Annotated in this window: 16 protein-coding genes; 7 read left to right on the forward strand and 9 right to left on the reverse strand. The window is 66.2% G+C overall.

Annotated features, from left to right (window positions below):
• Positions 1-51 precede the first annotated feature (51 nt).
• Both FNZ56_RS00540 and FNZ56_RS00545 read right to left on the reverse strand, forming a co-directional pair.
• Positions 52-1,347: a polyhydroxyalkanoate depolymerase gene (locus FNZ56_RS00540; protein ID WP_143880212.1), complete on the reverse strand. Its 1,296-nt coding sequence runs from the start codon at positions 1,345-1,347 to the stop codon at positions 52-54.
• Positions 1,348-1,517: 170 nt separating this feature from the next.
• Positions 1,518-2,108, reverse strand: a complete 591-nt coding sequence (locus FNZ56_RS00545; RefSeq protein WP_143877992.1) for a class I SAM-dependent DNA methyltransferase — start codon at positions 2,106-2,108, stop codon at positions 1,518-1,520.
• Positions 2,109-2,144: 36 nt separating this feature from the next.
• On the opposite strand from FNZ56_RS00545, the gene FNZ56_RS00550 reads away from it, so the two are divergent.
• Positions 2,145-2,597, forward strand: coding sequence for a CopD family protein (locus tag FNZ56_RS00550; RefSeq protein WP_143877993.1), 453 nt, complete (start codon positions 2,145-2,147; stop codon positions 2,595-2,597).
• Positions 2,598-2,676: 79 nt separating this feature from the next.
• Here FNZ56_RS00550 and FNZ56_RS00555 read toward each other — a convergent pair whose 3' ends face one another.
• Genes FNZ56_RS00555 through FNZ56_RS00570 form a run of 4 tightly spaced genes read right to left on the reverse strand, consistent with a single transcriptional unit; the run spans position 2,677 to position 5,988 of the window.
• Positions 2,677-3,354: a hypothetical protein gene (locus FNZ56_RS00555; protein WP_143877994.1), complete on the reverse strand. Its 678-nt coding sequence runs from the start codon at positions 3,352-3,354 to the stop codon at positions 2,677-2,679.
• Positions 3,351-5,060, reverse strand: coding sequence for an alkaline phosphatase (locus FNZ56_RS00560; protein ID WP_143877995.1), 1,710 nt, complete (start codon positions 5,058-5,060; stop codon positions 3,351-3,353). Before FNZ56_RS00560 ends, FNZ56_RS00555 begins: the two co-directional genes overlap by 4 nt.
• Positions 5,061-5,088: 28 nt before the next feature.
• Entirely contained in the window at positions 5,089-5,580 is a 492-nt protein-coding gene (locus FNZ56_RS00565; protein ID WP_143877996.1) for an NUDIX hydrolase, read from the reverse strand.
• A 3-nt stretch (positions 5,581-5,583) separates the two neighbouring features.
• Positions 5,584-5,988 (reverse strand): hypothetical protein, encoded by a 405-nt coding sequence (locus tag FNZ56_RS00570; RefSeq protein ID WP_143877997.1) that lies wholly within the window; start codon positions 5,986-5,988, stop codon positions 5,584-5,586.
• A gap of 103 nt (positions 5,989-6,091) precedes the next feature.
• On the opposite strand from FNZ56_RS00570, the gene FNZ56_RS00575 reads away from it, so the two are divergent.
• Entirely contained in the window at positions 6,092-6,598 is a 507-nt protein-coding gene (locus tag FNZ56_RS00575; RefSeq protein ID WP_143877998.1) for an acyl-CoA thioesterase, read from the forward strand.
• Positions 6,599-6,657: 59 nt separating this feature from the next.
• Entirely contained in the window at positions 6,658-7,167 is a 510-nt protein-coding gene (locus FNZ56_RS00580) for a hypothetical protein (protein WP_143877999.1), read from the forward strand.
• 69 nt (positions 7,168-7,236) lie between these two features.
• Here the strand turns inward: FNZ56_RS00580 and FNZ56_RS00585 are convergent, their stop codons facing one another.
• Together FNZ56_RS00585 and FNZ56_RS00590 are read right to left on the reverse strand one after the other, a co-directional pair.
• Positions 7,237-7,899 carry a C40 family peptidase gene (locus FNZ56_RS00585; protein ID WP_143878000.1) on the reverse strand — a complete coding sequence of 221 codons (663 nt, stop codon included), beginning with the start codon at positions 7,897-7,899 and terminating at the stop codon, positions 7,237-7,239.
• 140 nt (positions 7,900-8,039) lie between these two features.
• The gene (locus FNZ56_RS00590) at positions 8,040-8,561 is read right to left on the reverse strand and encodes a C40 family peptidase (protein WP_246064637.1); all 522 of its coding nucleotides are present in this window, start codon (positions 8,559-8,561) and stop codon (positions 8,040-8,042) included.
• Positions 8,562-8,670: 109 nt separating this feature from the next.
• Between FNZ56_RS00590 and FNZ56_RS00595 the strand changes: the two genes are divergently transcribed.
• The 3 genes from FNZ56_RS00595 (at position 8,671) to hutG (ending at position 11,328) form a co-directional block, all read left to right on the forward strand.
• The gene (locus FNZ56_RS00595; protein ID WP_143878002.1) at positions 8,671-9,150 is read left to right on the forward strand and encodes an FKBP-type peptidyl-prolyl cis-trans isomerase; all 480 of its coding nucleotides are present in this window, start codon (positions 8,671-8,673) and stop codon (positions 9,148-9,150) included.
• 132 nt (positions 9,151-9,282) lie between these two features.
• The gene (locus FNZ56_RS00600; RefSeq protein WP_143878003.1) at positions 9,283-10,539 is read left to right on the forward strand and encodes an NAD(P)/FAD-dependent oxidoreductase; all 1,257 of its coding nucleotides are present in this window, start codon (positions 9,283-9,285) and stop codon (positions 10,537-10,539) included.
• Between the two features lie 9 nt (positions 10,540-10,548).
• Positions 10,549-11,328 (forward strand): N-formylglutamate deformylase, encoded by a 780-nt coding sequence (gene hutG, locus FNZ56_RS00605; protein WP_143878004.1) that lies wholly within the window; start codon positions 10,549-10,551, stop codon positions 11,326-11,328.
• A 70-nt stretch (positions 11,329-11,398) separates the two neighbouring features.
• On the opposite strand, the gene parE is transcribed toward hutG, so the two are convergent.
• Positions 11,399-13,288 (reverse strand): DNA topoisomerase IV subunit B, encoded by a 1,890-nt coding sequence (gene parE / locus FNZ56_RS00610; protein WP_143878005.1) that lies wholly within the window; start codon positions 13,286-13,288, stop codon positions 11,399-11,401.
• Between the two features lie 188 nt (positions 13,289-13,476).
• Here parE and FNZ56_RS00615 point away from each other — a divergent pair, with 188 nt between their 5' ends.
• A complete protein-coding gene (locus FNZ56_RS00615; protein WP_143878006.1) occupies positions 13,477-13,794 on the forward strand; it encodes a hypothetical protein in 318 nt (105 codons plus the stop codon).
• Positions 13,795-13,933 lie beyond the last annotated feature (139 nt).

Raw genomic sequence — 13,933 nt, forward strand, 5'->3', positions numbered from 1 at the left:
CTGATGGCGAAAGTCCATGGATGCCCGCTTTCGCGGGCATGACGAACGGAATCAGCGCGAACGCTTCGCCGTTTTCTTCATCGCTTTCGCGACGGGCTTCGTCGCCCCATCGTGCGCAGCAATGAATTCCTTCACCTGCGGATACACCTGCGTGCGCCAACGGCGGCCGCTGAAGATGCCGTAGTGGCCGGCGCCCTTCACCGTGAGGTGCTTGCGGTCGCGTTCGGGGATGCCGGTGCAGAGCTTGTGCGCGGCGCGGGTCTGGCCCTGGCCGGAAATGTCGTCGAGTTCCCCTTCGATGGTGAACAACGCGCAATCCCTGATCTTCGACGGATCCACGCGTTCGCCGCCGACGTCCCACAGGCCTCGCGGCAGCAGGTGTTCCTGGAACACCGTTCGCACGGTGTCGAGGTAGTATTCGGCCGGCATGTCGAGTACCGCGTTGTATTCATCGTAGAAGCGGCGGTGCGCAGCAGCGTCGTCGAGGTCGCCCTTGACCAGGTCCTGGTAGTAGTCCCAATGCGACATGAAATGGCGTTCGGGATTCATGCCGATGAAGCCCATGTGCTGCAGGAAGCCCGGGTACACGCGGCGGCCGCGGCCCGGGAAGTTCGCCGGCACCAAGTGGACCAGGTTCTGCTCGAACCACCACAACGGCTTCTGCATCGCGAGGCTGTTGACCGCGGTCGGCGATTCGCGTGTATCGATCGGCCCGCCCATCATCACCAGCGAACGCGGCACGTCTTCGCCGCGCGCGGCCATCAGCGACACCGCGGCAAGCACCGGCACGGTCGGTTGGCAGACGCTGATGACGTGCAGGTGTTTCGCGCCGATGTGGCGGATGAAGCCTTCGATGGTGGAAACGTAATCGTCGAGGGTGAACGTGCCGTCCGACGCCGGCACCATGCGCGCGTCGATCCAGTCGGTGATGTAGACCTTGTGCGCGCCGAGCAGCGTCTGCACGGTGTCGCGCAGCAAGGTCGCGTGGTGCCCGGACAGCGGTGCGACCACCAGCACCGCCGGATCGTCCTTCATGTTGCGCAGTTCGCCGGCGTCGTCGCTGAAGCGCTTGAAGCGCAGCAGGCGGCAGAACGGCGTGCGCAGCACCTCGCGTTCGACGACCGGGCACTTGCGGCCATCGACTTCCACTTCGTGGATGCCGAACCCGGGCTTCTCGTAATCCTTGCCGATGCGATGCAGCAGTTCGTAGCCGGCGGCGGCGCGGTTCGCGCCCGGTAGCGAGGACATCCAGCTGTGCGGCGAGGACAGCATGTGCGCGTTGGCCTCGGCCCAGGTCGAAAACGGTTCGAGCCAGGCGCGGTTCCATTCGTGGAGCTGGTAGAGCAGCATCGATGCCTCCGGTTGCTGCGGCGCAGCATAGCCGATCCGGCCCGGGCCGATGTGATCGGCGCGGCAAATCGGCGGATCGGAGCCCATTTCGCTTCTGTAGCAGCGACGGGAGTCGCGACCTTTGCTGGCCGCGGCCTATCCAGTCGCGACTTCCGTCGCTCCCACGGTTAGCCGATTTCAAGTTCGCTGGCGTGGTGCGCGAGTCGCGGCGAGAGCCAGCAATGCGCGCCGATATGGCGGAAGCCCAGTGCCTCGAATCGCCGGCGGTAGAAATCCGCGCTGCGGCCGAGGAAGCCGTCTTCGTCGCCGGCGGCCGCATCCCTGCGGGTGAAGGTTTCGAGGAAGGCCACGCCGCCGCAGAGTTCGGCGAGGCCGGGCAGGCCGCGGTCGAGTTCGCGCGTGGGCACGTAATGCAGCACGTCGCTGCACACCAGCAGGTCGACGGGCGGGCAGGGCCGCAATTGCGCGAAATCGCCGAAGCGGGCGAAGCGCAGGTCGCGCGCACGCCCGTAGCGCGACACCGCGTATTCGCTGGAATCGAAGCCGAGGTAGTGCGCGTTCGGACGCAGTTTCAGCAGCGGCGCGCGCCACGCGCCTTCGCCGCAGCCGACATCCAGCACGGTGCGCAATGGGCGTTCGAGCATGTATTCGGCCGTTGCCGCCGCCAGTGCGACCTTGCGCGCCAGCCGCTGGCGGCCGCCGATGCCGCCATCGCGGTACCAGCGGTCGAAGTAGTCGCGGTCGTAATGTTTCGCCATCGTGCGATGCTATCGCGGTTGCCGAGGAGGATGTCGATGCAAACCTATTTCTGGATCAAGACCGCGCACGTGGTGTTCGTGATCGCGTGGATGGCGACGGTGTTCTACCTGCCGCGCATCCTCGTCAACCTGGCCGAGGCCGGCGACGAGCCGGCGGTCCGCGCGCGGCTGTTGCTGATGGGCAAGCGCCTGTACCGCTTCGGGCACAACATGTTCGGCATGGCGTTCGCGTTCGGGTTGGCGCTGTGGCAGGGCTGGCGCGTGTTCCCGAACGCGTTGCCGAAGATGTTCGCGGTGGAAGGCTGGTTGCACGCAAAGCTGGCGCTCGTCGTGCTGTTGCTCGCCTATTTCATCGTCGCGGGACGCTGGCTCAAGGGTGTCGAAAAGGGCCGCGCGCTGCCGTCGGCGAAGGCGCTGCGCTGGTTCAACGAATTGCCGGTGCTGTTGCTGGTCGGCGTGGTGTATCTGGTGCTGGCGAAGCCGTTCTGAGGATGTTGTTCCTCATTTCCCGTACCACTCCCGAAAGGCGGTTGTTTGCCAAAGTGGGAATCCAGTGCCTACAAACGATTCAGTAGGCCCTTTCAAGATCTTCTAGTGCCTTTAGTTCATCGTTGATGTCGCGGACGACAGGCGGGTCTTTAGAGAGGATTTCCGAGATTCTCGTCAAATGTCCGCCAATGGCGTCTTCGTAAGGATTCCATGCGAAGGCGCACTTGTCTTCGCCACTCTTGAAGTAATAAACAACACCATCGTGCCCGTACTCTCGGCTGGACATGGCGTACTTGGTATTCCGCGAGATGGCAGCCACGATTCTTTCATATTCATCTCCCGGGATAGCAATGGGTCTACGTGCTTTGGCTTCGACTTTGTCGCTTTCGAGAAAGTCAGGGCCGAATGCGGTTAATTGGGGGAAGGTGTAGCGATATACTCGATTCGAATTGAAAGTCAGGAGTTCAATATCGGCAAAGGTAGGTGCTATCAATATCTCGGTTTGCGGTATTGGTGCGCCTTGGATTTTGAGTTTTCTTTCCGCTGCAAGGATCCATCGGTTCTCATCCAGGCCGCATGGAGACAAAGCCCGCGCTTCGGAGAAACGCTTCTTCGCCCTTTCTTCCAGAACCGGCAGTTTTTCGTAAGCAACTTGTGCGGGATCGTGTTTCTCGTTCTCGAATTTGAACAACAAGATCGCGGCGGCTGATACAAGCGATACGAAAATTGCAATCCGAAAGAAGCTCGCGGACTTCATTTTCCGCTGCCCTCGAAATCTCCCGGCGTCGGCAACACCGCCGGCACGCCGTTCGGATCGCAATCGCCTTTCGCGCACAGTGCCGCGCGAAGGCGCGGGGTCGCCTGCAGCAGGAAGTGGAACACCGCGTTTTCCTCCACGCTGCCGCGCACCGCGTCGCTGCCCGGGCCGATCGCCCAGATGCCGACATCGTCGCCGCCATGCGATTCGTTGCCCAGCGGCACCAGGCTTTCCTGCATGTAGTCCGGCGCGGTGGTATCGACATTGGTCAAATCCGGGCGGCCCTGCACGGGCTTGTAGCCCTTGCCGCGATGCGGGAAGGTCTTCGGCCCCGCGGGCTGGCTGTCGCTGGCGCCGGTGTTGCCGGGACCGTTCGCGTACACCAGCGTGGTGAAGGGCTTGCCCGTACCGTCGAGCGCGTATTCGCTGTCGCCCGCGTCCTCCTCGCCGATGCCGCGCACCTTGCCGAGGATGGGGTTGCCGCGTGCCGGGTAGCCGACGAAGGTCAGGGTGTGCGAATGGTCGGCGGTGACGAGGATCAGCGTGTCGTCCGCGGACGTCGCTTCGGTCGCGGCGCGCACGGCGTCGCTGAGCGCGATGGTGTCCGTGAGCGCGCGATAGGCATTGCCATAATGATTGGCGTGGTCGATGCGCCCGCCTTCGACCAGCAGCACGTAACCGTTGGCGTTCTTCGACAACCGCGCGATCGCCGCCTGCGTCATCTCCTTCAACGACGGTTCGCCGGCGCCATCGGTCGGGCGGTCGTGTTCGAAATGCATGTGGTCGGGTTCGAACAGGCCGAGCAGCGCGCCATCGTTCGACGCGGATTGCAGTTGCGTCGTGTTCCACACGTACTCGCCACCGGGATGGCGCGCCTGCCATTCGGAAATCAGGTCGCGGCCGTCGCCGCGGCTGCCGGCTTGGTCGGGATATTCGGGATCGTGCGTGGTGTTCGGCATGAATTCGCGGCGCCCGCCGCCCATCAGCACGTCCGGGCCGTTTCCGAAGGGCGATTCGACCATCTGCCGCGCGATGTCGATGCAGCCGGCTTCGCGCGCGGCCGCGGGCAGGTCGGTGTCGTTCTCCCAGTTGCGGTTGGCAGAATGGCTGAAGGTCGCACCCGGAGTGGCATGCGTCACGCGCGTCGTCGTCACCACGCCCGTGGCCATGCCGCTGGATGCGGCGAGTTCCCACAATGTCAGCAGTTGCGCGCCGAGCGCGGCCTTGCAGTTGTTGCGCGCAGCCTGCTGGCCGATGCTGAGCACGCCCATGCGGGTTTTCGCGCCGGTGGCCATCGCCGACATCGTGCCGGCCGAATCCGGCGTCTGGTAATCGGTGTTGTAGGTGCGGCTGAGCGCGGTGTCCGGGAAGTTTTCCCACGCAAGGCGATGTTCCTCGCCGCTCTGGCCCTGCAGCTGGCCTTCGTAGATGCGCGCGGCCGCGACCGTGGCCAGGCTCATGCCGTCGCCGACGAACAGGATCAGGTTCTTCGCATGCCCGCGCATTGCCCCGCGCGAAGCCGCTTCCGCCGCACCTTCGCGGAACCACCATTGCGCGCTTTGGCCATCGGGATGGTGGATCTGCGGAACCGCGATCTGCACGGACGCGGGCTGTTGCGAAGCCGCGCCGCCGGCACTGGCGCAGGCGGCGAGCGTGCCGGTCGTGATCGCAAGAATCGCGGTTCGAAACGAAACGGAAACCTTCATCACGCGTCCCATGGCTGGAAACGCCCGATCATAACCGCGAGAAATGCCACGACTGCATGCGTCCGTCGCGGTACGGCATCACCCCGTGGAACGGGCGCGGATCGGCGTCGAACACCAGGGGCAGGAAATGGGTATCGCCTTCCCACATCGGCAATTCGTGCATGCGCGCGATTTCGACCCATTCCAGCGTGCCTTCCGGATTGGCTTCGAACGGCACGCCTTCGAATGCATCGATGAGGAACACGAAGCCCAGCCAATCCTCGCCATGCTTGCCGAAGCCGGGCCAGCTGATGGTGCCGCGCAGCTGCATCGAAACGCATTCGATCCCGGCTTCCTCGCGGATCTCGCGGCGCATGCCGGAAAGCACGTCCTCGTCGCGCTCGAGCTTGCCGCCGAGGCCGTTGTACTTGCCGATCTGGTGGTCGTCGGGGCGCGCGTTGCGATGCACCAGCAGCACGCGGCTGCGATCGGGCGACAGCACGTAGCCGAGCGTGGCGACGATCGGGGTGTAGACGGCCACGCCTCAGGCGACCGGCTTGCGGCCGCGCACCAGCCAGGCGCCGAACAGCGCGGCCGGCAGCGGCAGCAACACGCCGGCGATCGACATCCACATCGGGTGCGGAACCATCGCCACCATCAGGAATGCGCCCAGCATCACCAGCATGCCGACGACGATGGCGGGTACGCGGCGTTTCGAGATCGAGGCGGCAACGAGGCCGCCATCGAGCGCGCCGACCACCCAGCCGGCGAGCACCAGCGCCAGCGCGCCGACCGGCATCTGCGCGATGAGCGCGGCGAGTTGTTGCGGATCGCGCACGTCGACGCCAGGCGGCGGCGGGAAGGCGTGCATGCTCGCGAATTCGAACAGCGAGACGGTGATCCAAGCGACCACGAGGCCCGCGAGCACGGCCAGGATCGAACGCAGCATGGCGAATCCCCTTTTCGGTAATCGTGTCCGCAGCTTGGCGCGTGCACGCGCAGCCCGCAAGCTACGGCGCATACTGGACCGAACCAGGTCGAACGGATTCCACATGAGCGGACAGCAGCGCGCCCTGACCATGCGTTTCCTCGCCGAACCCACCGACGTGAATTACGGCGGCAAGGTGCATGGCGGCATCGTCATGAAATGGATCGACCAGGCCGGCTACGCCGCCGCGGTTGGATGGAGCGGGCGCTACAGCGTGACCGTCGCCGTCGGCGGGATCCGCTTCGTCGCGCCGATCCGCATCAGCGACCTCGTCACCGTCACCGCCACGCTGGTCTACACCGGCAGCAGCAGCATGCACTTCGCGGTCGAGGTCAATGCGCGCGACCCGATGCAGGACGAGGGTGCGGAACGCCTGTGCACGCATTGCGTGATCGTGTTCGTTGCGCTCGACGGCGTCGAGGGCAAGCCGACGCCGGTGCCGGCGTGGACGCCGCAGGACGACGAGGACCGGCGCCTGGCCGAATACGCGACTCAGGTAATGGCGCTGAGCAAGGGCATCGAGGACACGGTCGCGCGTTATCGCCCGGCGGATGCCCCGGACGGGGGCTGACCGCAGTTCGCGCCGCACCGCGTTGTCATTTGGAACGCGGTTCCCAACGGGAGAAACCCATGTCGAAGCATTCCAGCCGGAACGCGGTTGCCGCGGCGATCGCCGTTGCCGCCATCATGGCCATGGCGCAGCCGGCCCATGCACAGGCCACGGACGGACTGTCGACGGCCGACCGCGCCGCGATATTCAAGGCGGCCGGGGCCACGAAGCAGAAGGACGGCCGCTGGGTGATCTGCACCGACGATCCGCAGACCAGCGGCGCCAGCATCGACGAAGTCCGCGACCTCAACGGCGATGGCCGCCCGGAGGCGGTCGTGAACGAGGACGGCACGTTCTGCAACGGCATGGCTGGCACAAGGTTCGCGCTGGTCAGCAAGCAGGCCGATGGCAGTTGGCGCAGCATGCTCGATTCGGAGGGCATGGCCGAATTCCTCCCGGCCAAGGGCAAGGACGGCTGGCCGGACGTCTCCGTCGGCGGGCCCGGGTTCTGCTTCCCCGTGATGCGCTGGAACGGCAGCGGATACGCCTTCAACCGCAACGAGTACGAAGGCAAGCGCTGTACGCCGTGACCGGTGTTCGCCGTAAACGAAAAGGCCGCCCAGCGGGCGGCCTTTCCTTCGAAGCGGGATCGGCCCCGGTCAGAGGCCGGCGACGCGTCGCGCTTCCATGAACTTGCCGCTCCAATAGCCCTGGTCGAGGCGCGAGACCATCACGTCCTTGCCGGTGCTCGGCGCGTGCAGGAACTGCCCGTTGCCGACGTAGATGCCAACGTGGTCGACGCGCTTGCCGTGGACCTTGAAGAACACGATGTCGCCGGCGGTGAGCGAGGAACGGTCGATGCGCTGGCCGGTGTTGGCCATGTCGCGGGAGACGCGCGGCAGTTCGATGCCGAGCGCGGTCTTGAACACGTAGCCGACCAGGCCGCTGCAGTCGAAGCCGTTGGTGGCGGTGCCGCCCCAGCGGTAGGGCGTGCCGAGCAGGGCCAGCGCACGCTTGAGCAGGGTCTGCACGCCGCTGTCGGGCTTGGTGGCATCCGCCGCGGGCGCGTTCGCAACGGGCTTCGCCGGGGCGACCAGGTCGGTGGCGAGGAACAGCGCGCGGTCGCCGGTCGAGGTCGGCTCTTCGGCAGCGGCCTTGGCGGCGGCGGAGATGTTCTCGAGGCCAATCCCGGGCACGATCGCTTCCTGCGCCAGCGCCGGGAAGGCGAGGCCGAGGACGGCGGCGGCGAGGAGAAGACGGAGAACCCGGAACGGGTAACGGGTGGCGGCAGGGCGGCCTGGGGCAAGGTCGGGTGTCGTCACGGGCGGGTTCAGGGCTGTCAACGAGGCGTGAGGATGCCCCAGCCCACCGGCCAGGAAGTTCAAATTTCGTAAAAAAACCGCAACAACCCCGTGATTTTCCTCACATTTCTGCCGCAAGGCGCATTCAGCTTGGCCGCTGCTCAGTGCAGAACGCGTTTCGCGCCGCTGTAGTGGTCGCGCCAGTAGGGGCCGTCGAGGCGGTCGAGGCGCACGGTTCCTCCCGTGCTCGGGGCATGCACGAAGCGGCCCTCGCCGACGTAGATGCCGACGTGGCTGACCGACCCGGAACTGCCGAAGAACACCAGGTCGGCCGCGGCCAGTCGGTCGGTCGGGATGCGCGGCCCCTGGTACGCGGCGAGTTCGCGTGAGGTGCGCGGCAGGCGCAAGTCGAGCATGTCGCGGAACACGTAATTGACCAGCCCGCTGCAGTCGAAGCCGCCTTCGGGCGAATTGCCGCCCCAGCGATAGGGCGTGCCGACCAGGCTGATCGCGCGCATCAGCACCGCGTTCGCCGCTTCCGGGTTCTCCGGACGCACCTGTGGCCAACTGCGCTGCGGAACCTGCGACGCGCGCGGCGGAGGTTTGCGGACTTCCTCGTGGCCGCAGGCAGCAAGCAACAGGCAGGCGAGGACGACGGGAGCGAAGCCACGCCACGCTGGCATGGTCGAAGGCGAGCCGGGATAATGCGCGGCATTCATCCGGCCGCATCTTGGCCGTCGCGCGCGGCGCGCACAAGCCGCTTTCCACGGATCCGCTTTCAACGGAAGGTTCATGAAGATCGAAAAAGACCGCGTCGTGCGCTTCCACTACAGCGTCGCCGAAACCGGGCAGCCGGAGCAGGAGACCTCGCGCAACGGCGAGCCGCTCGCCATCCTGATCGGCCACGGCAACATCATCCCGGGCCTGGAGAAGGCGATGGAAGGCCACGAGGCCGGCGACCATTTCGGCGTGGACGTCGTGGCCGCCGATGCCTACGGCGAGCGCCGCGAGGGCCTGGGCCAGCGCATTCCGAAGAAGCATTTCGGCAACCAGCCGCTGCAGCCGGGCATGCAGGTCGTGCTCAACACCAACATGGGCCCGCGCGCGGTCACCATCGAGAAGGTCGGCATGACCGTGGTCGACGTCGACCTCAACCATCCGATGGCCGGCAAGGACCTGCATTTCGACATCGACATCGTCGATGTGCGCGAAGCCACGCCGGAGGAGCTGGAACACCACCATGTCCATGGTGATGGCGGACATCACCATTGATCCATGCTGCGCACGGATCAATCCCAAAATTTGCTGCGCAAATTTCGGGCCCCGGCCTGCGCTTCCACACCCCCATTCGCGCCCGTGGCGCGAATCGCCCCCTGACTCAGGGGGCTGTTGCTCGGTGACGCGATGAGTCCGCGGAGCGATGTCCTGATCGTCGGCGCAGGGGTCGTCGGGCTGGCCGCGGCGATCGAACTGCTGCAGGCGGGTCGCAGCGTGCTCGTCGTCGATGCAGGACGCATCGGTGGCGGCAGTTCGCACGGCAACTGCGGGACGATCACGCCAAGCCACGCCGCGCCGCTCGCCGAGCCGGGGCAAATCGCGCGCGCGCTGCGCTGGCTGCTGACGCCGGACGCGCCGTTCTACGTGCGTCCGCGCTTCGATCCCGCGCTGTGGCGCTGGTTCGCGAAGTTCGCCTCGCGCTGCAACGCGCGCGACTGGCGCGAGGCGATGCGCGGCAAGGCCGCGTTGTTGCAGGCATCGCGCGCGTTGTTGCAGGAACGGATCGAACGCCACGCGCTCGACTGCGAATTCCTCGCCTCTGGCACCGATTACGTGTTCCGCGACGAACGCTCGCTCGGGCATTTCGCCGCCGAACTCGATGCGTTGTCCGAACTCGGCGTCGCTTCCGAGTGCATGGCCGGCGACGCGTATTCGCGCGAGGAAACCAGCCTGTTGCCCGGCGTTGTCGGCGCCGTGCGCTTCCCCGGCGATGCGCGCCTGCGGCCGGATCGCTTCGTCGCCGAACTCGCGCGCGTCTGCAAGGCGCTCGGCGGCGACATCGTCGAGTACTGCGCGGTCGAGCATGTCGAACTCGGAAACGACGGTGCACGCGTTCGTTCGAACGGACAAACGTTCATCGCACGGGAAGTCGTGCTCGCCGCGGGTTCGTGGTCGCCGTCGCTGGCGCGCGATTTCGGTTTGCGCATCCCGATCCAGCCGGGCAAGGGTTATTCGATCACCTACGACCGCCCGGCCACGGTGCCGAAGCGACCGCTGGTGCTGTTCGAACGCAGTGTTTGCGTCACCGCCTGGGACAGCGGATTCCGCCTCGGCAGCACCATGGAATTCTCCGGCTACGACACCAGCCTCAACCGGCGTCGGCTCGATGCGCTGGAACGCGGCGCGGCCGAATACCTGCGCGAACCGGTTGGCCCGGTGCGGCGCGAGGAATGGTTCGGCTGGCGGCCGATGACCTGGGACGACCTGCCGCTGATCGGCCCGGTTCCCGGCAAGCTCGGCGCATGGATCGCGACCGGCCACGGCATGCTCGGCGTGAGCATGTGCATGGCGACCGCGACCCTGCTCGGCGACGTGATGCTGGGGCGCGAACCGCTGGTCGATCCGCGTCCGTATCGTCCCGAACGCTTCGGGCGGAATCGCTAGACTGCGCGCATGGATTACGCCTGCACCCTGCACCGCGGCACCGTGCCATTGCTCGTCAGCCTGCCGCACGACGGCACCGAGTTGCCGCCCGGGATCGCCGCGCGCATGACCGAGGCCGCGCGCGGCGTGCCCGATACCGATTGGCATGTGTCGCGCCTGTACGCATTCGCGAACGAGCTCGGCGCATCGATCCTGGTGCCGCGGTACTCGCGCTACGTGGTCGACCTCAACCGTCCGCCGGACGACGCTTCGCTGTATCCCGGCCAGAACACTACCGGCCTGTGCCCGATGCAGCGCTTCAGCGGCGATCCGGTCTATCTGCCGGGCCAGGAACCGTCCGAAGACGAAGTGCGCGAACGCGTCGAAGACTACTGGCGGCCGTACCACGATGCCTTGCACGCGGAACTCGAACGCCTGCGCACGCTGCACGGCCACGTGTTGCTGTGGGAAGGGCATTCGATCCGCGGCAGCGATTTGCCGTTCCTGTTCGAAGGCCGCTTGCCCGACCTCAACCTCGGCACCGCCAGCGGCGCGAGTTGTTCGCCGGCGTTGCAGGCGAAGCTCGAAGCGGTGCTGTCGGCGCAGTCCACTTACGACTGGGTCGCGAACGGCCGCTTCAAGGGCGGCCACATCACCCGCCACTACGGCGATCCGGCGCGTGGCATCGATGCGGTGCAGCTGGAAATCAGCCAGCGCAACTACATGGACGAGGATTCTTTCGAATACGACGCGGCCAAGGCGGCGAAGCTGCAGGCGCTGCTGCGCGAATTGTTCGAATCGGCAATGTAGAGCGGCTTTAGCCGCGACCGTTTTTCGCAAGGACTTGTCGCGGCTAAAGCCGCTCCTACAGGAGCGCGCCTCAGACTTCCAGCGTCGCCAGGTCGCCCTTCTGTTCCAGCCAGGCCTTGCGGTCGCCGGCGCGCTTCTTCGCCAGCAGCATGTCCATCAGCGAATGCGTTTCCGCGCCGTCGTCGACGGTCAGCTGCACCAGCCGGCGCGTGTCGGGATGGATGGTGGATTCGCGCAACTGCTGCGGGTTCATTTCGCCCAGGCCCTTGAAGCGGGTCACGTTCACCGCGCCCTTGAGCTTCTCCCGCGCGATCTTCTCCAGAAGCAGGCGTTTCTCCTCGTCGTCGAGAGCGTAGAACACCTGCTTGCCCACGTCGACGCGGAACAGCGGCGGCATCGCCACGAACACGTGCCCTGCCGCGACCAGCGACGGGAAATGCTTGAGGAACAGCGCGCTCAGCAAGGTGGCGATGTGCAGTCCGTCGGAATCGGCGTCGGCGAGGATCACCACCTTGCCGTAGCGCAGGCCGTCGATGTCGGCCTTGCCCGGGTCGCAACCGATCGCGACCGCGAGGTCGTGCACTTCCTGCGATGCGAGCACCTGTCCGGAACCGACTTCCCAAGTGTTCAGGATCTTGCCGCGCAGCGGCAGGATCGCCTGGAATTCCTTGTCGCGGGCCTGCCGTGCGCTGCCGCCGGCGGAATCGCCTTCGACCAGGAACAGTTCGGTGCGCGAGAGGTCCTGCGAAATGCAGTCGGCGAGCTTGCCGGGCAGGGCGGGGCCCTGCGTCACCTTCTTGCGCACGACCTGCTTTTCGGTCTTGAGTCGTGCACTGGCGCGTTCGATCGCGAGCTGCGCGATCTTTTCACCGGCCTCGACGTGCGTGTTCAGCCACAGCGAGAACGCATCGTGCGCGGCGCCCTCGACGAAGCCGGCGGCCTGGCGCGAACTCAAGCGCTCTTTCGTCTGCCCGCTGAACTGCGGATCGGTCATCTTCAGCGACAGTACGAAGCTCACGCGATCCCACACATCCTCGGGCGCGAGCTTGACACCGCGCGGCAGCAGGTTGCGGAAATCGCAGAACTCGCGCAACGCGTCGGTGAAGCCGCTGCGCAGGCCGTTCACGTGCGTGCCGTGCTGCGCGGTCGGAATCAGGTTGACGTAGCTTTCCTGCACCAGTTCGCCGTCCGGCACCCAGGCCACCGCCCAGTCGACGATCTCGGTGTCCTTTTTCAGCGCGCCGACGAACAGTTCCGCCGGCAGCAGTTCGCGTTCGACCAGTTCGCCACGCAGGTAATCGCGCAGGCCGTCCTCGTAATGCCACTGCACGCGCTCGGCCGTCGCTTCGTCGAACAGGGTGACGGTCAGGCCGGGGCAGAGCACCGCCTTGGCGCGCAGCAGGTGCTTGAGCGCGCGTAGGGCGAATTTTGGCGTGTCGAAGTATTTCGCGTCCGGCCAGAAGCGCAGGCGCGTGCCGGTGTTCTTCTTGCCGACCGAGCCGACGACCTCCAGTTTCGAGGCCGCGTCGCCGTCCTTGAACAGCATCCGGTATTCGTTGCCGTCGCGCTTGATGTAGACCGCCACTTCCTTCGACAGCGCATTCACCACGCTCACGCCGACACCGTGCAGGCCGCCGCTGAAGGTGTAGTTGCGGTTGTTGAACTTGCCGCCCGCGTGCAGGCGGGTGAGGATCAGTTCGACGCCGGGGATCTTCTCCTCGGGATGGATGTCGACCGGCATGCCGCGGCCGTCGTCGGCCACTTCGCAGCTGCCGTCGGCGTGCAGCACCACGTCGATGTTGCGCGCGTGTCCCGCGAGCGCTTCGTCCACCGCGTTGTCGACCACTTCCTGCGCGAGGTGGTTCGGGCGCGAGGTGTCGGTGTACATGCCCGGGCGACGCCGGACCGGGTCCAGCCCGGACAGGACTTCGATGTCGGCGGCGTCGTAGCGTGCGGTCATGCGTGGCGATGCGTATTCATGGTCGAAGAAAGCGATTGTCGCGCATCGCGCCGCGGAAGTTAAAAGCCCGTTGTTCAGTCGCGGGCATGGCAAGGGTCGCTAGGGTCGATCCCCGGTCGCCGAGGGGCGCGGCCAGATGGCAGCACGACTGCAACAACTTTTTCCTTTTCGAATTCGGGAGATCCCCCATGAACCATCGCACCTCGCTTCTTGCCTTGCTCATCGCCGGCGCACTCGCCGCGCCTGCCGCCTTCGCCCAGGACGCCACTGCCAGCCAGCAGACGCCGCCAGTCTCCGGCCAGGCCGACGCCTCCGCGCAGCAGTCCACTTCGGCCGACGCGTCCGCCACTTCGGGTGATGCCAGCGCGGCGGCCAGCGACCAGGGCCAGACCTCCGGCGACGCTTCCGGCATGGCCACCAACGCATCGACCAGCTCGAGCTACGACTCGTCCCCGACCACCGACCAGGACAAGCAGGACAAGGACGACCAGTCCCAGCAGCACTGAGCCGCTTCGGGATACAGGCCGGACGCCGTTCCGGCCGCGCGACGCCCCGGTCAAGCCGGGGCGTCGTCGTTTCCGGGCAGGGGAACCGGCCTTTGCGTTCAAGGCCTTGCGCCGGTCCGGTCGCTGTCGCGCGGCCGAG

The organism is Lysobacter lycopersici, from assembly GCF_007556775.1.
Taxonomy (GTDB): domain Bacteria; phylum Pseudomonadota; class Gammaproteobacteria; order Xanthomonadales; family Xanthomonadaceae; genus Pseudoluteimonas; species Pseudoluteimonas lycopersici.